The following is a 20,928-nucleotide window of genomic DNA, read 5'->3' as shown; positions in this document are numbered from 1 at the left end:
GATGGTATAATGGAGGAGGTAATAACGTCGCTTCCTAGCTTAAGGAACTCCATCAAGAGGTATTTACACCTCACTTACAAAAGCTCTATGTCATAGCCCATAAGAGAAAATACAAAAGGAGTAAAACGGATCAAGCTGCCCCTTCGAAGGGCAAAAAAAAACGTGGATATTACTACCCACGTTTTTATATGATAAAGGTTAATTAACTAACTATTGAAGGCTCTTCTTTAGAAAGTGTATCCTAGCTTGATGCTGATCTCCGTACCTGGAGACAGGCTAGTGAAAATTTGGTCAGCAGCATTGTAAGAACGGAACACTTCTTCTTTCTTATCATTCAGCAAGTTGGTCACTTTCAATCCGGTCTGGAATCGCTCATCAGGACCAAAAGACTTGTTGATGTTCAGGTTTAAGCTATGGAAAGGCACCGTATAAGTATCGGTTCTGTTCGCGAAGCCAATATAGGAAAGTGTACTTCCCTGCACGTTATAATATACGCCGGCTTCCCAACCAGATTCCCAGTTTTCATAGGCCAATCCAGTGTTAATGATATAAGGAGCTTGTCCTGCCATGTCCCTGGTTGAAGACACTTCTTCTCCATCTCGGGCAGAAATCTCCCTGGACCTTAACTCAGATTCAGACATCTGAATGCTGGATTTAGTAAAGGTCAAGTTGGCATTGAAGAAGAAATTTTCAGCCGCTGGAGTAATGATATCCAGTGATTTTCGCACTTCTAATTCCACTCCTGTCACTTGACCGTCGCCAACATTCCTTGGCTGGAAAGAGCCTGGATCTGAAAGGAACTGTACCATCTCGATCGGATCGGCAAATTGCTTGTAGAAAAGGCTCGCAGAAAAGATCTCACCGCGCTTAGGGAACATCTCCCACCGAGCATCCAAGTTATGGATACGGGTGGATTGAAGGTTACCATCCCAAAGTACTTCCGTACCGCCATTGGTGGTTTCTTCAAACAGACCGCCTACAAAAGTCCTACCGGTAATTGGGTCAAGGATTTCAGCGTAAGACATCTCTTTGAAAGAAGGTCTTGCAATGGTCCTGGAGTAAGAGAAACGTAGGTTCTGAATCTCTCCCAGGTCATAGATCAAGTTAAGTGTTGGGAAGAAGTCCGTATCATCGAGTACTTTTTCATTGTCATAAACGATGGTCGCCATTTGGTTTTTACCCGTATAATACTGCTGGTACATTTCCATTCTCACCCCTACGATAGCCTTAAGCTTCTCCCAAGGATTGATCTCGGTATTCACATAGACGCCCAGGTTATTGATACTGGCATTGTACTCATTCGGGTTGTTTGGCAAGAACAACGGATCATAGCGGATACCATTGACATTGTCTGAAGAAAACAACCTGTCCTCAGTAAATACCTGGTTTGGATCTCCGTCAAATGGATTTGTGGTATTGTTGTCACCCATAGGGAACTGGAAGCTCTGGATCAAGAAATCCCGTTGCTTATAGGTATAGCTGGTTCCAAAACCAAATTTGGCCGGCTTATCTCTGAAATCATAATTTTTGATCACATCCACTTTTCCGACGACATTATCTTCCTCCAAGTTACGCCAGATACGCTCAGGAAGTCCTACTTCCGTAGAGATGGAATTATTGGTGTCTCTGAAACGTAGAATCCTTACGTCGGGATCATTGATGACCGACCTTGTTGGCGACAATTTCCAGTTAAGTTCCCAATCGTTCGTTGGTCCCAACTTATGCTCACCACTCAAAAGGATATTGGTCAGTGAACGCTCACTGTATTCAATATTATACTGGTTTGCACCATAAACGGTACCCACATTGGTACTTTCAAAATCAAACTGTCCTACTTTAGACTCACCATTTTGCAGTCTTAGGAAATTCAACTTAAACTTAGAAAGTCCTGTCTTATAGGCCACTCCAGCCATACCGCCTAACAAAACATTATTCACGCCATAGTCCCCTATTTGAGTTTCGAGTGAAGTCAGTTCATAATCAGATGAGCTGCTTGGTTTACCGTACAGGTTGTATTGTGCATCTTTAAAATACGATGTCTCGTTGCTGTAGGTCAAGGCCAGGTTATAGCCCAGTTTATTTTCATTGCCTACCGTCACCTGATTACCAAAGGACAGTCCAAGGCTCATGTCCATTAAGCTGCGGTCACGGTAACCGCCCATGGTGGGGTTAAAGCCCCTAAGGATGCTTTGGTATTCTTGCCCCCTTGGGCCGTCAGGATTCCCTACCACTTGGGCATACTGGGGAATGTCTGTTTTACCGCCTGTTGGAATATCACGGTATCCATTGTCAAAGCCTAAAAAGTCAGTACCACTACCATTTACACGAAGGTAGTTGCTGTTAAAGTGCATGGAAGGATTATAACCTCCGCTAACGCTCACTTTGAATGTTTTTTCTTCTGGAAAATCTTTGGTTTCGATATCCACTACCCCACCGGTAAAATCTGCCGGAAGGTTACTGGTAAATGACTTGGATACAATAATATTATCCACCACGTTGGTGGGGAAAATGTCCATTTGGATGGAGTTTCGGTCTGGATCCAGCCCAGGAATATCCACACCGTTCAAAACGGTTTTGGTATAGCGATCACCCAGACCACGGATGTAAACATATTTTCCACCCTCGATGGAAACCCCCGTCACCCTTTTGATGGCAGAAGCAGCATCACTGTCTCCGATCTTACGGAAAGTAGAGGCCGAAATTCCATCGATGACATTGGCAGCATTACGCTTAACGGTCATCAACGCTGCCTCGGTAGTTCTAATGGCTTTGGCAGAAACTACCACCGACTCCAATTCTTCAGTGGCTTCACCCATTTTGATATCACTAAGGACAGTGACCTCTCCGGGTTTTACTTCCACTTCACTGATTTCAACTTTATTAAAAGAAATGAAAGACGCTACAAGCGAATAAGTTCCAGGCGCAAGCTTGATTTCAAAAGCTCCGTCCAGATCCGTAACAGCACCGGTTTGTGTTTCCTTTACCAAAACAGAAACCCCGATCAAAGGTTCTCCTAGACCTTCGTCAATGATGTTTCCTCGAATAGTCCCCTGTTGGGCAAAGACGAGTTGAGGGATAGCAGCAAATACCAGAAAGGTAAAGGCCACAAGTATCTTTTTCATTTTTTTAGAATTATTAAGTTACAGCTAACGATTTTAAGTTTAAAAAGTAAGAAGAAGGGATCGCAGTCGATCCCTTCTTATATGGATGATTATTATTATTTCAAGATATCAAGAGAACCAGAAGCGGCAGTCCAAGACCATCCGGCAAAGGCAGACTTGTCAGCACCTACAGTGTTTTCTCCTTCGGCTACAGCAGTAGCAAATGCAGCAGATCCACCTTTGAAGAAGTCTTCTACAGTGCTTCCTTCAGGAAGGGTGATTTCGAAATTGCTGAATTCATGGTCTACAGTTGGCAATTGGTCAAATGTCTGACCTGCCATCACGCTAGTGAAGTAGATATTGGACATGTTTACATTGGTATTGTCATCATTATCCACCAAGCCAGCTGCTCCACCAGCGATCACTGATCCGTTGGTCAAGGTATAGTTTCCATTTACATAAGAAGCTTCAGGGCCATCTAGCTCAAAGCACTTATCGCCACCGTTTACCACGATGAAGTTATCCAAGGTACCATTCCAAGCCATATCTGCATCGATGGCATCATCACCTGCATTCCAAACCACAGCATTTTTTACGCTTACTGTGCCACCAAACCATTCGATACCATCATCTTGGTTTCCGACAACTTCCACGTTTTCAATGACTGTTCCTGAACCTACACCACCAAGGGTAAGGCCATTGATTTCATTACCATCGCCAAGGTTAGCTCCACCATGACGGATAGAAACATATTTCAATACACCAGAATTGTCTTCGTCATCTTCACCGCCATAAAGGCCATTAGAATCGGATGGTGGGATACCTTCGATTTGCTTCTCAGTAGTACCGCCTTCTGGAGAAATTCTAGCTTTACCCAAAACCAAAAGACCGCCCCAAAGACCATTCTGAGTAGGCGCAAGTCCATCTGCATGGAAAACTTCACCTGGCTGGATTTCATCAGCAATAGTAGTGAAGATAATAGGTGAATCAGCGGTACCTTCTGCCATGATCTTACCACCTCTGGCGATGATCAGTGCAGTAGCATTTGCTCCAGAACCAGCTTCACCTTTGATGATCACTCCTGGCTCGATGGTCAAAGTCACACCGTCCAACACTGAAACCCTGCTGGCTAGTGTATATACATTTCCAGACTCCAATGTTCTGTCTTCTGTGATGTTGCCATCAAGTACCATTTCATCTTCTGGATCTGGATTCGGTGTCGGAGTAGGATCATCATCACTACAAGAAGTGAACATCACGGATGCTCCGATCAACATTAAAAAGAGTAGATTGAGTTTTTTCATGATATGAAATTGATTTAGTTTGTTTGCTTTTTTTGTTTTCGCTCCACAAAACTGAATCAATTTTTTCTCGTCATGGAATTTTTCCAATTATGTATTTTTTAAAAAAGATGCGGCCATTTAATATTGAATTAACAACAGGTCAAAAAAAAAGCCTTTGACGAATCAAAGGCTTTGCATATCATATTCAAGGCGGTTATTTCAATGTTACCGATTTGTTAATTGGAATCTTATCCAAGATAATCTGGATCAAGTCTCTGGTGTTGACATTGTCTGCTTCGGCTTCATAATTTAGAATTATCCGGTGATTTAGCACATCTTCCGCCACATCCTTGATGTCTTCCGGGAGCACATAATCCCGGCCATCCATAAAGGCTACTGCCCGTGAAGCAAGGTTAAGGTTGATGCTGGCACGTGGTGAAACCCCAAACTGGATGTACTTGGCCTCTTCCTTAAGGCCATACTGCTCCGGAAAGCGTGTGGCGAACACCAATTCGATGATGTAATGCTCCAGTGGCTCAGACACCTGCACTTGGTTGATCTTGTCCCTGATATCAAAAACATCTTCTTTGGAAAGAATCGGTTCCACTTCTGAGCTGAAGCTCATATTGGCCATTCGGCGCATCACTTCCAGTTCATCCTCCTTCCCAGGATAATCAATGTGAACTTTCATCATAAACCGATCCACTTGTGCTTCTGGCAGAGGATAGGTTCCTTCTTGATCTACCGGGTTTTGGGTAGCCAACACCAAAAACGGCCGATCCAGCTGAAAGGTGGTCTCGCCGATCGTCACCTGCTTTTCCTGCATGGCCTCCAGCAATGCTGATTGCACTTTGGCAGGTGAACGGTTCACCTCATCGGCCAGGATGAGATTGGAAAAGATAGGTCCTTTCTTTACCTCAAAATCACCATTCTGCTGGTTATAGATCATCGTTCCGATGAGATCGGCAGGTAATAAATCCGGCGTAAACTGAATGCGGTTAAAATCAAGGTGAAGCACTTTGGCAAGGGTGTTGACGGTCAAGGTTTTGGCCAGCCCCGGCACACCTTCCAATAAAATATGCCCGTTGGTAAAAAGGCCGATCAATAGTCGGTTGACCATTCGATCCTGGCCTACCACCACTTTTCTCACCTCCTTGATCGCGTCCTGTATCTTTTCCTGATGCATTTGATATTTAGTTACTTAGTTTTAGTTATTACTGATCAATAAAGACGTATGGCCCCGTAAATGTTCATTCTGCTAAATTGCCCTTTAGCTATCATGCTTGAGCCTAGCCTAGCTGGCCTCGCTAAATTAAGAAGCCTAAATTAGAATAAATTGCCATTTAACACAATTTAACAAGCGCCGAAATCCATAAGTTTTACCGCCCCTTGCGCCGCTTAGGTGAAAAGGGCTTCTTCCCACGGCCCTGGCCGCCGGTTGTTTTTGCCTGCAGGTTGGAAGGATTTAGTCTCAGGCATTTATAGATCTCCTCCTTTTCAAACTCACGGACTTCCCCCACTTCGAATCCAGCGATGGTCAAATCTTCCATGGACCACCGCACCAATCGAAGGGTAGGATACCCTACCGCTGCTGTCATTTTACGGACTTGGCGGTTTTTCCCTTCTATCAGTGTCAGTTCCACCCAAGCATCGGGGACCGTCTTACGATAACGAATAGGCGGGTCTCTTTCGGGTAGAAGAGGGGCATTATTTTTTAAGTTTGCCTTCGCGGGCTTTGTATGGTATACTTTCCCGTCCACTTTTATGGCCACCCCGCTTTCGAGGCTTCGCAGGGCTGCTTCATCTGGTGCTCCTTCCACCTGTGCCAAATAGGTGCGCCGGTGCCCAAACTGGGGATGGAGCAAATGATGGTTAAGGGCCTTGTCATTGGTGAGCAGCAGCAGCCCCTCACTGTCCTTATCCAGTCTCCCCACGGGATACACATCCGATGGCAAATCTCCTATGGCCTTCAAGGTATGAGCTTCTCCACTAAATTGACTCAAAATGCCAAACGGCTTATAAAGCACAAAATATCTGAACATAAACTAAATGGATAATGGACAAAGTTTGCGATAATTGGTCTCAAGACAAAAAAAGCCCTGAAATAAATCGGTTATCCCAAGGCTTCTTTGATCAAATGGACGGCATCTATTCCACTTCATTTACCAGCACGTCTCCTTCAGCAGTTTTACTTACGATGACCACTAAGGCCGGTCTGATGGTGTGGCTTTGTTCCTCGCCTTCTTCTACCTTATAGGATAAGGTCAAGGTACCAGCACCATCATCCACAAGGCTTACCGGCGTTAGCTCGGTGGCCATGTTAGTGGATGGCTTGGCCACTGCAATGACAAACTGACGCTGGAAATCGATGGCAGTGGGCTTTCCATCATCCCCCATCACCGTGGCAGATCCGAAGAACTTTTGAAATTCCTCTGCGGAATCTATCTTAGGATCGGACAAGCTCGGGGCATCATTTTTTAGGAAGTATTTCTCTGCTATGCGAAAAGACACCTCTTTTTCCATGGGGGCCTCCTGGCTTTCTTCCTTTTCGGTGGTAGCGGTCTCGGATGTTTGGTTGCCTCCGCATGCCGCCAATCCTACTACCAAGATGGTTGCAGCAAAAAATGATTTGATGCTCATAACGATATGATTTGGTTTGAAATTTCTTTGCATGTCAAATGGTGGCTAGCTGTTTTGGCCAAGACAGCCATTGCCTGACACTTAAGGTGAAGTTAACAAAAAATACGCCCAAAACGTGAAATCATGTAAAAATTATAATTATTACAAGTATTTAAATAAAATATACGTCATTTTAACATATATCAATACCTTAGGATCATATGTCATCCTTGATTTAATGGAAAGGTCATTTCTACGAAAGCCCAAGCATGGGCAAATGCTTCACCTTATGGTAAGTTAAGGCTGCTGCAATGCACTTTTTAAGTGTTTCTTTTGGGAGTGCTTCCTCCAAGCTAAAAACCATGGCCCTGGTTCCTTCAAAAGTAAAAACACCGGGGTAGGCCATCTTAAAACTGGGCACCAATTTACTGGTGCATTTAAAGTAAAGCGCGTATTGATCGGGCTGCTTTTGCTTCCAGTCCATCCGCAGGGTGCTGCCCTTTTTGGTAATGAAGCTAGGCTCTCCCCAGCGAAGGGTTTCTTCCAATGCTCCTATCTCGTCCAGCTCTTCAGCGGTCTCCCGCACCAATGCCCTTAACGCCTCCATCTTTGGCTTTACCGCTTGAGGATACTGGTCAAAAACCTGAACAACGCCCGGGTCGGTGGATATTTGAAGTGCTTGCATTGAAAATCATTTATAGGTTGTTCATTATTTATCTATCAAGGAGGCTATACGGTCAATCGGATCTTCATGGCTTTATTTTTCAAGACATAGGAAAAACTGTAATGGTCTCATCATGAAACAAAAATAATAAACCCCGTCAATTTCCAAAGATCAACGGGGTTTTTCGAATTCAACAAGGCGACTTCAGTTTCTCTCTTTGCCATAGATGATTCCTCAGCCGCTTTAGTTTATGTTTTGTCTTGTATTTTAGATTTGCTTCGTATTTGTAATCGTAAAAGAGTTTCAATTCCTTTAAGGCATCCATCCCACTGATTTCGGCATATCTTCGGACAAGGAACGTCAACATTTCAGGCTGAAATCCCAAACGGTTAAGACTCTTGGCCGCTAGCTTTTCATCGATGGAAGTAAATTTCAGCCGGTTGTTATCGATCACCGTAAAATCAAAATTCCCATCCACCTCTTGATAAAGCACATTGCTAAGGGTATAATCCTCATGAAAGATCCTGTTTTGATGAAGTTTCATCGTAAAATGTGCCAGTCCATCCAGCAAGGCCCTCGCCTTATCCGCATCTGAAGCGTCAAAAGCAGAAAGCGGCTGGTAATCGGTGTACAATGATACGAAATATCCCGCCTTCAGCATTCCATTCTCTACACAATCAATATAGGCCACAGGGTCAGGGGTATTGACCCCATGGTCCTGGAGCAAAAGGCCATACTCATAGGCTCGTTTGGCCTTAGATGGGCGAAAATACGCATAAATGATCCTATTGGCCAGGTAAATTTTGCGGAAAGACTTAATGACAATCTTCACCCCACTTACTTCATCGACCCTCACTTGGTTGCGAAGGTCATAAACCACTTCCCCACGCGCCTCAAATTCCTCCGGTATATTTTCCAGATAGGTCCTTAAATGTTCATATTTAGCATTTACGTGTATACTTTTTCGCATCATCTAGTCATTTGGGCATGGCGCCAGCAGTGGAAACCACAGCTTTCTTCCTTAAAAATCAGTTTTGGTGCTGTATCATGTGCCGGATCAGCTCCTCAGGGCTCCTGAGGGAATGGGCCATTTCTTCGGTAAGCTCTAAGTGCAAGGCATCTTCCACATCAAAGATCAAACCGTCCAAGAACACCCGATCAAAGCCCATGTCTTCCATAAAATCTGATCGCTTGACCTTGGAAATTGGTGTAATGCCATATTTCCCCATCACCTCAATGATGGTCTTTAGTTTGGTGTAATTATTCGCTTTCATGGCTTTATCTTTTCTTTTTAGACGAGACTGCTGGTATTTTTGTCTCAATATTTCTTTTATCACTTTACTAAATGACACCTCAGGCGTCATTTACCCTGACTAAGGATGTAAAAATCGGTGCAGCTTCAAGAAGATCCGCTGAGCTTTCCTTCCTTCATGTTGGCCGCAGTCCTTCCCAAAACCGCACCGACTATCATCAACTAACCATATGCATCAGGAACGGTGATGATCCCTAACACGGTATTTACCTAGTTTAGCAGAAGGTATACTTCCTACTAAACATATTCAGCCACCTCGGATTCTGATTCGGAAAGCTCAGTCTCTTCGATGATAATTTCTTCTTTCTTGTCTTTGCCAAAACGTGCGAGGATTCGGTCAAATATGTAATAGATCACCGGCACCACCACCATGGTCAAAAACATGGAGGAAATCAATCCACCAATCAATGCCCAAGCAAGGCCATTTTTCCATTCCGCTCCGGCTCCGGACGCCAATGCAATCGGCAGCATCCCAAACACCATCGCCAAGGTGGTCATCAAAATGGGACGGAAACGAATTTCCACTGCTTTTACCAGGGCTGCTTTCACTTCAAGTCCTGCCGCTTTGAGCTGATTGGTAAAGTCTACCAAAAGAATCGCATTCTTGGCCACCAGCCCCATAAGCATGATGAGCCCTAGAATACTGAAAATACTCAATGCAGAACCGGACATGGCCAATGCCAACAAAGCTCCAATAACCGCTAACGGCAACGAAAACATCACCACGAGTGGGAAGACATAGTTGTCATACAGTGCCACCATGATCAGGTAGATGAGGAGAATGGAGGCCAATAAGGCCACCCCCAAGCTCCCGAAGCCTTCTTCCTGCATTTTCATGTCACCCTCATAGGCCACCGTTACTTCTTTTGGAAGATCCAATTTTGCTATTCGCTCTTGGATTTCGGTCCCTACGGTACCGGAAGGCCTTCCGGACACTTGGGACTGAACGGTCACGGAAGTAATTCTGTCCTGACGGTTAAGCTCGCTTGGTCCTTCAGAAGGAATGGCTTTGGCAAATTGCTTAAGCAAGACCGTCTGCCCTTTGGTATTCACAAAGGCAAGATTCTCAATATCCGCCACGGATTTACGGTCAAATTCATCCATCCGGATGTTGATGTCATATTCATAATCACCATCCCTGTATTTGGTATCGGTATTGCCGTTAAAGGCTACCTGCATCGTCCCACCGACCATCGCCATGTCCAGCCCGAGGTCGGACATTTTGGCGCGGTCCACCTCTACGCGGATTTCTGGGTTTCCATCTTCTAGGGAAGTTTGTGCTTTTCGCGTGCCGGGCACTTTCTCCACTTCGGCCAATACCCGTTGGGAAAAGCTTTTCAAAGTGTCCAAATCAGGCCCAGACAGCACTATCTGAATGGGAGCATCGTTCGCTGTACCTGTAATTCCTATCGGCACGGCGGTAAATTCTGCCCCGACGATATTTTCCTCAAGGGCAATTTCCATTTCCCGGGCAAACTCTGGTGCGGTTAGGTTTCTTTTCTTTCCATCTACCATTTTCACCGTAATCTCCGATGCATATGGCGTGGATTGGCTGCCGGACATACTCCCCGTCGTCTGCCCCACGGTGGTAAAGACACTGGTCACCATCGGGTTTTTGGTCAAGAAGTTCTCTGCCTCCCTAGTGGTGAAATTGGTCTCCTCTAAAGTGGCTGACTTAGGCAGCTCCAAGCGCATGATAAATTCCCCTTTGTCACCCTGACTGACAAATTCACTTCCTATAAAACCATACCCAACCAGCATGAATGAAGAGACAAATAGCACAAAGGTCGCCACAAGGGTAATGATCTTATGGTTAAAGGACCATTTAAGAATCCCGGTTAACCACGCTACGAAAGCATCCAGGAATCCTTCAAAACCGTTTACGATTTTTCCGAAAATACTTTTTGGATCGAGGTGCTCCAGTTTGGAAAACCGAGAGGTCAGTAATGGAATCAAGGTAAAGGCTACCAGCAAACTCATCATCGTGGCCACTGCCACTGTGATACTGAACTGGGTCAAAATCCCTGAAATCAATCCTCCCGTCATGGACAGCGGGACAAACACCACGACAATTACCAAGGTGATCGAAGTCACCGTCCCGCCAATCTCACGGATCCCATCGTACGATGCCTGAATGGCAGATTTGCCTTTCTCCATGTGACGGTAAATATTCTCGATCACCACAATGGCATCATCCACCAAGATCCCCACCACCAACGAAAGTGCCAGCAAACTCATCAAGTTTAAGGTAAAGCCTGCCAGATACATCACCGTAAAGGTCGCTATGATGGACATCGGTACGGCAATCATCACTATGACTGCATTTCTGAAACTGTGCAAGAACAATAACATGATCACGGCCACCAACACGACGGCAATAATCAAATCGTGGATCACGGCATTAGCTGCCTCCAAGGTAAATTCAGAACTGTCCTGTGAAATCTCAAACCGCAAGTCATCCCCGGCATAGGTCGTCTCCAACTGAGCCAATGCCTTGTTTACACGCTCAGCGACATCCACCGCATTGGCATCGGATTGCTTCTGGATACTGATACCGATGGCACTGTTTCCATTCAATCTACTGAGAATTTCCTCATCTTTATTGGAGTCCACTACCTCCGCTACATCCTTGATCTTTATAGGGGAACCATCCGCATAAGAAACGATCAGCTCACCGATTTCATCCACCTGCGTAAATTTCCCTGCCAGACGGATCAGGATTTGCTCCTTATCACTTTTCAATTTCCCCGTAGGAAAATCCAAATTGGCCTGGGCGATGGCTTGGTTTACCTGCAATGGTGAAATGCCATAAGTGTTCAGCTTATTTTGGTCCAAGTTCACCTTGATTTCCCGCTCGGCACCACCAAGAAGGTTTACCTGCGCCACCCCATCGATCTGTGAGATCATCGGCTGGATCCGCTGGTCCATCAGGTCGTAAAAATCCGTTGCAGTCAAGTTAGAATAGGCTCCCATTTGCATAATGGGCATATCGTCAAGGCTGAACTTCCCTAAAGAAGGTGGATCCACGTCCTCCGGCAAATCCCCCAATACCGCATCGATATCCCGCTGGGCGTCCTGAAGGATCAAGTCTACGTCCACATCATCATCCAACTCAATGGTAATGATGGAAAAGCTCTCCAAAGAGGTGGATTTCATCACGTCTATTCCCTCCAAGGAAGCCAAGGCATCCTCCAATTTTCTGGTAACGGAATTTTCTACTTCCGAAGGTGCCGCTCCCGGATAAACCGTGGATACTGTCACTACATTCGGACTGAATTTTGGCAGCAGCTCGTAAGACATTTGCGTATAGGAAAAAATCCCCAGCAATGTCAAGATCGTAAACAGTACCACCACAATGGTGGACCGTTTGATGGATATTTTCGTAATCTGCATGTTTCTTGATTTTTCGGATTAAAGTTCTGAGACAGCGGTACCGTCCTTCAAGTTTATCAAACCGGAAGTCACCAGCTTATCTCCTTCTTTCAGGCCATCCAGCAACACAAGCTTATTATCTCCCACCTGCGCCAACTTTACTTTTTTAAGCACCGCTTTGCCATTTTCCACCACAAAAACTTCTGGATTCTTAACCCCATTGGCCAAGGCTTTTCGATCGATCAAAATGGCTTCCTCTGCAGGGTATTCAAATGAGGCATAGGCAAACATCCCTGGCTTGATCTGTGCTGTTTCCTCTTGCAGAGCGATCTCTACCTCGTATCGCAAGGAGGCATCGCCTTTATTGCTGGTAAAGCTCACCTTACCGGTAAAATCCTTTTCCGGCAATACGCCCACTTTAACTGCTACCGAATCCCCCACGCTGATCCGGGCAATCTCCAATTCGGAAACATTTACCACTAGCTTCAGGGGTTTCACATTGACGATATCCACCACATTCATCCCCGGACTCATCAAGGTTCCGATCTCGATATAATCTTCATTGATGTAACCAGAAATCGGCGCGGTAATGGCCGTATTGGCCAATCGCTTTTTGTTCATTTTGACTTGGGATGCTGCCATCTTCGTGGCATTGCGGATTTCTTCCAGTTGCTTTTCCGTAATGGCCTCTGTGCCAGCGAGATTTTCATAACGGCCCAGATCTTTCTCGTTTTGGCGGAGTTTTACCTCGGAGATGGACAGCTCAGACTGGATCAATTCATCATCCAACTTCGCTATCACGTCCCCTTTGCGAACATAATCGCCTTTTTTCTTATATATCTTCAGCACCTTTCCACTGGCTTCTGCCTTGAGTGTCAATTCTTGGCTTGGCTCAAACGTGCCGTTAGAAGTAAACGAAATTTTGTGAGCGGTCTTTTTAATGGTTTCGGTTCGCACGGGAATCGATTCACTGGTCTTCATGGCCTGCTCAGCTTTGACCTCCATTTCCTGCTTGTTTTTGAAAAGCGTAAAACCAATTGCAGCGGCTATGGCTACTATTATCAAAGGTGTAATTAACTTTTTCATAGCTGTTGATGATATTAAATTAAGGAAGTAGCTCCCTGATTAATGCTTGTTTTAGTTGATGATTTTTTCAATTTGACCTGTGGATTTGTACAAGTCAGCTTCGGCCGTTTTGACATTGATGATCTGTCGATAATAACTTGATCGGGCCTGACGCAGCGATGTCTCTGCATCCAGCAAATCTGTCAATGGCGAAAGCCCTTCGCGGTAAAGCTGTCCTGTCTGTCTGAACACATCCTCTGACAGTTCCAAGTTGGATTCCTGTGCTTTAAGGCTTTTGATGCTATTGTTCAGTTTTTTTACGGCATTCAGGTATTCGGCTTCTGCATTTTGCTCCGCCATATACTGATCATATTTGATCTTCTGACCTTCCACCCTTGCTTGGGCGATTTTGTGCTTCTTCTGAAAACCATCGAAAATCGGCAAGGACAACTTCAACCCTACCAACGCCCCACGGTACCAAACATGTCCAGTGGACAGAAAATCAAATTCACTCGAAAAGGCATTATAGTTTACATCTGCAAAAGCAGACAACGTGGGATAATATCCTGATTTGATGTTATCGACATTCAGGTCATTTAGCTCCTGCTGTTTGCTCAGCACTTTCAGGTCATACCGCTGACTCAAATCAGGATCCATCTGCAGGGCTTGCAATGGCAAGGATTTGTCATCAAAATCATACTGAGCCAATTCAATTTGGGTATTTACAGGAATCCCCATCACCAACTTCAAGTAATTTTTACGTTGCTCGATCGCAATCTCCAAATTGTCCATTTCGGTCTCCAGTGTGGTCAGGTTTACCTTCACCCGGTTATAATCTACTTTTCGGGCCAAGTCATTCTCATACTGCGACCGAATGATCTCTTCTAGCCGCTTCAGCTGGTCGTGGTTGGCCCGAAGGTTATCCATCTGCAGTTCGGTAGAAATCACCGAATAATAGTTTAAGGCCACATCATAGATAATATCCTCTTCGGTCATTTGTGTCATCAGCCGGTAAAACTCTTCAGAGGTTTTAGCGGCCTTCAACCCCACCAAATACGATTGACTGAAGATCAATTGACTCACTTGCACCCCTGCTTTCATACTTTGAGGGACGCCGAAAGCGATCACGTTAATATCACTCGGATCTGAATTGGGATCCAAGACCCCTCCTGGAATGGCTTGGGGATAAACATCTAGGAAATTGTTGTAATCACCGTAAGCATCCACTTGTGGAAGGCCGGTACCCGTGATTTCCTTTTGCTGATGGTCTGCAGCATCTTCGTCCAATTGGGCTTTTTTGATGTCGGTGTTATGCTTTAAGCCCAGCTTAATGGCTTCCTGAAGGGTGAGCACTTCACCATCCGCCACCGGCTCCTGGGCCATGAGGGAATTCCCCACAAAACACACCGCCATAAGTCCGATCCAAAATTGTTTTTTCATTTTAATAAATTATAGTTAATTTCTTAATCATTACTTTGTTCTGTAAAAAAAGAACTAAACAAACAAAAAATATATCAGCTGTTGTGTAGCCGATCATATTTTTCGATCAATTTGGGCATTTCTTCCTGCATGAATTCGATAAACTTTTGAAAGTCTTCAATGCAGTTATTGAATTCCATATTTTTGGCAGAGCGCATGGCCATCACATCCTTCAAGAGCATGTTGATCCTGAAAATTCCCTGCATATCTTCTTGCATATCTTTTCTCCAATTCCGTACTTTCAGCCTGAAATACCGCTTCCGCTCGCCCGGTTTAGTGGTATATTCTACCTTATTTTGGGTTTGGAGCAGGGTAAGGGCGTTGCTTACCGCACTCTTGCTGACCGATAGATACTCTTGGATCTCATCAAAGGTGGCTTCCGCTTCATCCAGCACCAACAGTAAGCCCATGATCCTCCCCAAAATCGGCTGATGTCCTTTTCGTTCGAAAAAAACCCCGATTCGCTCTATAATTTCTTGTTGCTCAGATGTTAACTTCATAATTCCTCCTCTTGTCTGTGAAGACTTAACGGGACAAAGATACAAAAGGTTTTGTTAGTTCATAAAAAAGAGAACCAAATTTTTACTTTTTTGCATTGCTCATCCTTTTTATCTACAGCGTAAAATAGTTTAAAGCACTGGATGAAAAAATGGATCAAGCGGAAAAGCTGGGGACTGCCAGTTTTACTTAAAGGCAAAACCGCGGGTAAAAAAAGCCACAAAGAGGCTGTCTCATAAATAAATAATCCGTCATTACGAACGGAGTGAAGTGATCTCGATGTGCTTTCATTGCACGTATGACGAGATTGCTTCTTCCGATATCCATCGGAATCGCAATGACGAGGACTTTTGACACAGCCTCGACACTTTCTAGCCATGGGTGAAGTCCATGGTAAATTTGCCCATTCATCGTTTCCCGTTTTAGCGGCATGGACCTAACTATTCCCCACAAATTCCCGCTAAACCCCATTCGTGCGGATAGCGGAAAACCATCGTTTTAACGGTGCTAAATTTTCTTTCATAAGAACATGTCGACATTCATTCCCCCAGAAATATGGCTTGATCTGTAAAAATTCATCCTTGAACTAAGTATGCCACAGCACAATAGCTTTACCCTTAATTCGGGGCGATGGTGCCCACAAAAAAACCGGAAAGCCATGCCTTCCGGTTTTCATAAAAATACATGTGATACAACAATGGATCAGCTCCCACAGCCAATACAGTCAAAATGACTGTCCATGGGCTTGGTGCCGTTTAGCTGCATTTCCAAATTGTGTATCTTATCGCGGATTTCCATATCTTGGAACATATCTCCTGTCAAGGATCCTTGTAGTTTTTCGATTTCAGCAGCAAGGGCTTGTTTTTGTTCTGCAGTCATAGGTTTTTCGTTTAGGATAAAACAATCAAGCAAAATTATCGGTAAATAAGTTCGCCCAAAAAAATCAATTTTCAAATAATTCCAGTAACTAATTGAATACGAGTCAAAAAAAATCGGAAAGATATTTGCTGCTTTTTTCCATGGTCAATTCCATGGGGAAGGGGATCGTAAAATGGTAACCCTACTCAAAAGATGGCCCCATTGGCACTAATCCGGTATCTAAACTGTCTGATTACTTGAACTATCCATCAGAAAGCTTTAATTTAAAACAACCAGTAATTTTTCTTATGATGAACAAAGATGACATTAACCGATTGATAAAACTTCGAAAAGAACTCCACCAATATCCGGACATCAGCCATGATGAAGGTGCCACGGCTGCGAAGATCCAGGCATTTTTTGAGCCGCTGGAGCCTACCAAAGTGCTGGATAAGTTAGGCGGAAATGGATTGGCCTTTATCTTCGATAGTAAGCAAAAAGGGCCGACTACGATGATCCGATGCGAACTTGACGGACTACCCATCACGGAGGAATCCAACGCCAAGCATAAAAGCACAATTGACGGGAGATCCCACGCCTGTGGTCATGATGGACACATGGCCATTGTAGCTGGAGTGGGAATGGACCTCGCGAAAAACCCCATCTCCAAAGGCCGCGTGGTATTGCTCTATCAACCTGCCGAAGAAACGGGCGAAGGGGCAAAGAAAGTGCTAAAGGACAAGCGGTTTCCTACTATCAAACCTGATTATGCTTTTGCGCTGCACAACCTACCCGGCTATCCTAAAAATGAAATTGTCCTTAAAAAAGGGCCGTTTGCAGCAGCATCCAAGGGAATGGTCATCCACCTCAAGGGAAAAACCTCCCATGCAGCACACCCCGAAAACGGCAATAGCCCCGCACTCGCAATGGCCAAAATCATTGCAGGGTTGGAGGCACTCCCTGAAAGCATGAACGGCTTCTGCCTGATCACCGTGGTCAATGCCGTTTTAGGCGAAATTGCCTTTGGCACCACTCCTGGAAAGGCCACCATCCGTGCCACTTTGCGAACTTACGACAATGACGCCATGGAGCGGCTCACCAAGTTTGCCGCTGAACTGGTAACGGTAATTGCAAAATCCCATCATCTGGGAATCGACATTTCTTACACGGAGCATTTTGCCAGCACCGTCAACCATGAAGCCGCCTGGGAACAGGTCAATCACGCAGCAAAAAAACTTAAACTCAAGACCAAGCATATCCGAAACCCATTCCGTTGGTCTGAAGATTTCGGCCAATTTTCCTTAAACACCCCGACCATGTTCTTTGGATTGGGAAGTGGCAAAACACAGCCCCAGCTGCACAACAGTAATTTTGATTTTCCGGATACCATTATTCCATCAGGCGTCGGTATGTTCAACCAAATCATTCATCAACTCAATCGTTAATTCGAGCATTTAAGCTTAATCACTCCGTTAATGAGGCATACTTCACGTATCGAGATCAGCAAATCTGCCTATCGCAGGAACATGAAATTCATCAGAAGTCAAGTAGGAGATGACACCATCGTTTCTGCGGTGATCAAGGGCAATGCCTATGGCCATGGAATCGAAAACATCATCAAGATCGCCGAAAACGTAGGCATCCGCCACTTCAGTGCTTTCAGTACCGATGAGGCCAAACGTGTGCTCCAAGCAAGTGAAAAAAACAGTGACATCATGATCATGGGCATGGTGGACAATCAGGACCTGGAATGGATCATCAAACACCGCATCAGCTTTTTTGTGTTTGAATTTGACCGGCTGATGGCGGCCATTAAAATGGCCAAAAAACTGCATATCCCTGCTAAAATCCACGTAGAAGTAGAAACGGGATTTCACAGAACTGGATTTGAATGGAATGAAAAAGAGTTCTTGGCAGATGTGATCTACGAACATGGAATTCACTTGGAGCTTACAGGCCTCTGTACGCACTTTGCCGGAGCAGAAAGCATTGCCAATTACCTGCGAGTACAAAACCAAATCAAGCAGTACCGTAATTTCAAAAATTGGTTTGACCGCCATGGAATCAAATTCGGGACCTACCACACCGCCTGCTCAGCAGCATCGTTAAGCTATCCCGAAACCATCATGGACATGGTGAGGATCGGCATTTTACAGTATGGATTCTGGCCCAGCCAAGAAACATACATGAGCAAATTCAAGGAGCTGGCTGCCCATCGAAAAAACCCACTCAAAAGGCTCATCAGCTGGAAGAGCTCCATCATGAGCATCAAGGAAGTGGGTATGGGAGATTTTGTGGGGTATGGCACCACCTTTATGGCACACCGCCCCATGCGCATTGCTCTGGTCCCTGTAGGCTATTGCCATGGGTTTAGCAGGATGCTCAGCAACCTCGGCAAAGTACTCATCCAAGGCAAAATGGTCTCTGTGGTCGGCACAGTGACCATGAATTCGATCTCAGTGGACATTACAGACCTGAAAGATGTCAAAAAAGGCGATGAAGTGGTCATCATCGGCAAACAAAAAAACAACGAGATCACCGTGGCCTCTTTTAGTGAAACCACCCAACAAGTCAATTACGAACTCTTGACGCGGCTTCCTCATGACATCCCCAGAAAAATCGTTTACTGAAGCTCACGTGTATCCATCGCTGGAGCGCAGGCCATCTTCATCAGAATAATCCCCAAAGAACGAAAAGAAAGGAAACATACCGCGTGAAGCACCCGCTATGTATGGATCATGAATTAAGGCTTTAACCCGGTTTATGCATTCGGAATCGTAGTGAGAGTTGAAAATGCAAGAAAATCAGTTAGTTTGGAGGTGTAAGCATTACATCGCTACGGTTACACCGAAAACTAAAGCGAAGCGGCTGATTTTAAAGCAATTTCAGTTCGTTATACTTGTGCACCGTGGTGTAGATAAGCTAATGCATATTCCAGGTAAAATCACATTTACCATTTTTTAACATGAATAATTGTCATCACGACACATTTAAGTATGGTATTTGCGGGATTTCACCCAGTAAAACTGTTGTTTTTTTAAACATTTCACATTGAACGATTCAGTTTATTGATGATTTCATAAACAGCAGGATCATAAATCTTTTTCCTAATTAAAAAATTTACTAAAAATGAAGTTATTCAAAACGCTCATTTGCGCTGGTTTACTTTCATTAACCTTATTTTCATGTGGTGGTTCTGATGATATTGGCCAATTTACATGGAAAGTCCGGTCCATCAATGGTGCCCCTGCCACAAAAGAACAGTTGGCTGAGCTTACCCTGAAATTTGGTAAAGAACAGAAAGTAAACGGTCAAGCACCGTGTGATGAATTTCGAGGAAAGGCCGTCTATAATGCCGAAAAGATTAAATTCTCCACGCTCTACACCGACTCCCAAAACTGTGACGAAAAAACCATTCAAACAGCCTACCTTAGCTCTTTGGAAATGAGCAAAACGTACACAACCACCGCAAACAGAATGGTGTTTTATGACGGAGATGGAAATATCACGGTGGAATTTGAGCAGGTAAATTAAAAAAGCCTATTTACAGGGACCTTAAAGGCCCAATCGAATCATCATGGCCTGACATCCCACCTGTAGGGAAAATAATAAAAAGAGGCTGTCTCTTAAAGGAACCATCCGTCATCACGAGCCTCCGCCTCTTGGAAGACAAAGCGCGAAGCCTGCCGGACAGCTGGCTGGTGAGCTCGATGTGCTTTCATGGCATGTATGAGCGAAATTCCTTCTCCGCCACGGCGGATCTTGATGAGGAAGACTTTTGAGACAGCCTCTTTCATCGGCAAGAGGGATCCGATGAATATTTAGTTGAAAATAATGGTCTTATTTCCCATCACCATGACCTTCTTGGTCAAGTGATACTTGATGGCTTTTGAAAGCACGACTTTTTCGACATCCTGACCGATTTGCACCAGCTCTTCCACGGTATTGTGATGCCTTACCCTGGCAATATCCTGCTCGATAATCGGACCGGCATCCAGCTCCTCTGTCACATAATGCCCTGTGGCCCCAATGATCTTCACCCCTCTTTTATGCGCTGCATGGTAAGGCTTGGCCCCCACAAATGCCGGCAAAAACGAATGGTGAATATTAATGATATTGTGCGGATAGGCTGCAATAAACGTTGGACTCAATATCTGCATATACCTCGCCAAGACGATAAAATCCACCTTGTGCTCCTTCAATAACTGCAATTGTTTCTCTTCTTGCTCTTGCTTATTCTCTTTGGTGATGGGTAGATGATAAAATGGAATGTCAAACGCCTCCACCACAGGTTTCAAGGTCTCGTGATTCGAAATGACCAAGGGGATTTCCACATCAAACTGACCAGAGTAATAACGGGACACAATATCAAACAAACAGTGGGAAAGCTTGGATACAAAAATGGCCATTCTGGGCTTGGGTTCATTAAAGTGCAAGGTGAAGTTCATATCAAACTTGCTCCCAACCGTCTCTGAAAACACTCGCTGAATATGATCCTTCTGGATGGCAAAGCTCTTTAATTCCCATTTTGCCCGCATGAAAAAATCACCTGTTTCATTATCAATGTATTGGTCTACCTCTTGGACATTCCCATTATGAAAATATAAAAACTGCGTCACGGCAGCTACGATTCCCTTCTGATCCTTACACTGGATGATTAGTATGGCACATTCCATT

The 20,928-nt window shown here is 44.7% G+C and carries 17 protein-coding genes; 3 read left to right on the top strand and 14 right to left on the bottom strand.

Annotated features, from left to right (window positions below; translation table 11 throughout):
- Positions 1–227: 227 nt before the first annotated feature.
- The 13 genes from ECHVI_RS07655 to ECHVI_RS23835 form a co-directional block, all read right to left on the bottom strand.
- Entirely contained in the window at positions 228–3,122 is a 2,895-nt protein-coding gene (locus tag ECHVI_RS07655) for a TonB-dependent receptor (RefSeq protein WP_015265387.1), read from the bottom strand.
- Between the two features lie 95 nt (positions 3,123–3,217).
- Positions 3,218–4,405, bottom strand: coding sequence for a hypothetical protein (locus ECHVI_RS07650; protein ID WP_052331487.1), 1,188 nt, complete (start codon positions 4,403–4,405; stop codon positions 3,218–3,220).
- Positions 4,406–4,598: 193 nt separating this feature from the next.
- Entirely contained in the window at positions 4,599–5,570 is a 972-nt protein-coding gene (locus ECHVI_RS07645; RefSeq protein ID WP_015265385.1) for an AAA family ATPase, read from the bottom strand.
- 193 nt (positions 5,571–5,763) lie between these two features.
- The gene (locus tag ECHVI_RS07640; RefSeq protein ID WP_015265384.1) at positions 5,764–6,426 is read right to left on the bottom strand and encodes a pseudouridine synthase; all 663 of its coding nucleotides are present in this window, start codon (positions 6,424–6,426) and stop codon (positions 5,764–5,766) included.
- A 106-nt stretch (positions 6,427–6,532) separates the two neighbouring features.
- Complete coding sequence (locus ECHVI_RS07635; RefSeq protein WP_015265383.1) at positions 6,533–7,024, bottom strand: hypothetical protein; 492 nt, start codon at positions 7,022–7,024, stop codon at positions 6,533–6,535.
- 232 nt (positions 7,025–7,256) lie between these two features.
- Positions 7,257–7,688, bottom strand: a complete 432-nt coding sequence (locus ECHVI_RS07630; RefSeq protein WP_015265382.1) for a DUF1801 domain-containing protein — start codon at positions 7,686–7,688, stop codon at positions 7,257–7,259.
- Positions 7,689–7,857: 169 nt separating this feature from the next.
- Entirely contained in the window at positions 7,858–8,640 is a 783-nt protein-coding gene (locus ECHVI_RS07625) for a lipopolysaccharide kinase InaA family protein (protein ID WP_015265381.1), read from the bottom strand.
- Between the two features lie 55 nt (positions 8,641–8,695).
- Positions 8,696–8,941 carry a hypothetical protein gene (locus ECHVI_RS07620; protein WP_015265380.1) on the bottom strand — a complete coding sequence of 82 codons (246 nt, stop codon included), beginning with the start codon at positions 8,939–8,941 and terminating at the stop codon, positions 8,696–8,698.
- Positions 8,942–9,216: 275 nt separating this feature from the next.
- Positions 9,217–12,372 carry an efflux RND transporter permease subunit gene (locus ECHVI_RS07615; RefSeq protein ID WP_015265379.1) on the bottom strand — a complete coding sequence of 1,052 codons (3,156 nt, stop codon included), beginning with the start codon at positions 12,370–12,372 and terminating at the stop codon, positions 9,217–9,219.
- Between the two features lie 18 nt (positions 12,373–12,390).
- The gene (locus ECHVI_RS07610) at positions 12,391–13,437 is read right to left on the bottom strand and encodes an efflux RND transporter periplasmic adaptor subunit (protein WP_015265378.1); all 1,047 of its coding nucleotides are present in this window, start codon (positions 13,435–13,437) and stop codon (positions 12,391–12,393) included.
- A gap of 51 nt (positions 13,438–13,488) precedes the next feature.
- On the bottom strand, positions 13,489–14,856 hold the full coding sequence (locus ECHVI_RS07605) for a TolC family protein (RefSeq protein ID WP_157501290.1): 1,368 nt from the start codon (positions 14,854–14,856) through the stop codon (positions 13,489–13,491).
- 74 nt (positions 14,857–14,930) lie between these two features.
- A complete protein-coding gene (locus ECHVI_RS07600) occupies positions 14,931–15,395 on the bottom strand; it encodes a GbsR/MarR family transcriptional regulator (RefSeq protein WP_015265376.1) in 465 nt (154 codons plus the stop codon).
- Between the two features lie 700 nt (positions 15,396–16,095).
- Entirely contained in the window at positions 16,096–16,272 is a 177-nt protein-coding gene (locus ECHVI_RS23835) for a hypothetical protein (protein ID WP_015265375.1), read from the bottom strand.
- A gap of 287 nt (positions 16,273–16,559) precedes the next feature.
- On the opposite strand from ECHVI_RS23835, the gene ECHVI_RS07585 reads away from it, so the two are divergent.
- The 3 genes from ECHVI_RS07585 (at position 16,560) to ECHVI_RS07575 (ending at position 19,785) form a co-directional block, all read left to right on the top strand.
- Complete coding sequence (locus tag ECHVI_RS07585; protein ID WP_342662040.1) at positions 16,560–17,696, top strand: amidohydrolase; 1,137 nt, start codon at positions 16,560–16,562, stop codon at positions 17,694–17,696.
- Between the two features lie 30 nt (positions 17,697–17,726).
- Positions 17,727–18,881, top strand: coding sequence for an alanine racemase (alr, locus tag ECHVI_RS07580; protein WP_015265373.1), 1,155 nt, complete (start codon positions 17,727–17,729; stop codon positions 18,879–18,881).
- 499 nt (positions 18,882–19,380) lie between these two features.
- Positions 19,381–19,785: an META domain-containing protein gene (locus ECHVI_RS07575; protein WP_015265372.1), complete on the top strand. Its 405-nt coding sequence runs from the start codon at positions 19,381–19,383 to the stop codon at positions 19,783–19,785.
- Between the two features lie 287 nt (positions 19,786–20,072).
- Here the strand turns inward: ECHVI_RS07575 and purU are convergent, their stop codons facing one another.
- Positions 20,073–20,927 (bottom strand): formyltetrahydrofolate deformylase, encoded by an 855-nt coding sequence (purU, locus tag ECHVI_RS07570; protein ID WP_015265371.1) that lies wholly within the window; start codon positions 20,925–20,927, stop codon positions 20,073–20,075.
- Position 20,928 lies beyond the last annotated feature (1 nt).

It is taken from the genome of Echinicola vietnamensis DSM 17526 (assembly GCF_000325705.1).
GTDB classification, from domain to species: Bacteria; Bacteroidota; Bacteroidia; order Cytophagales; family Cyclobacteriaceae; genus Echinicola; species Echinicola vietnamensis.
The sequence above is the reverse complement of the archived record's forward strand: the minus strand, read 5'-3'. Positions and strand labels throughout refer to the sequence as shown.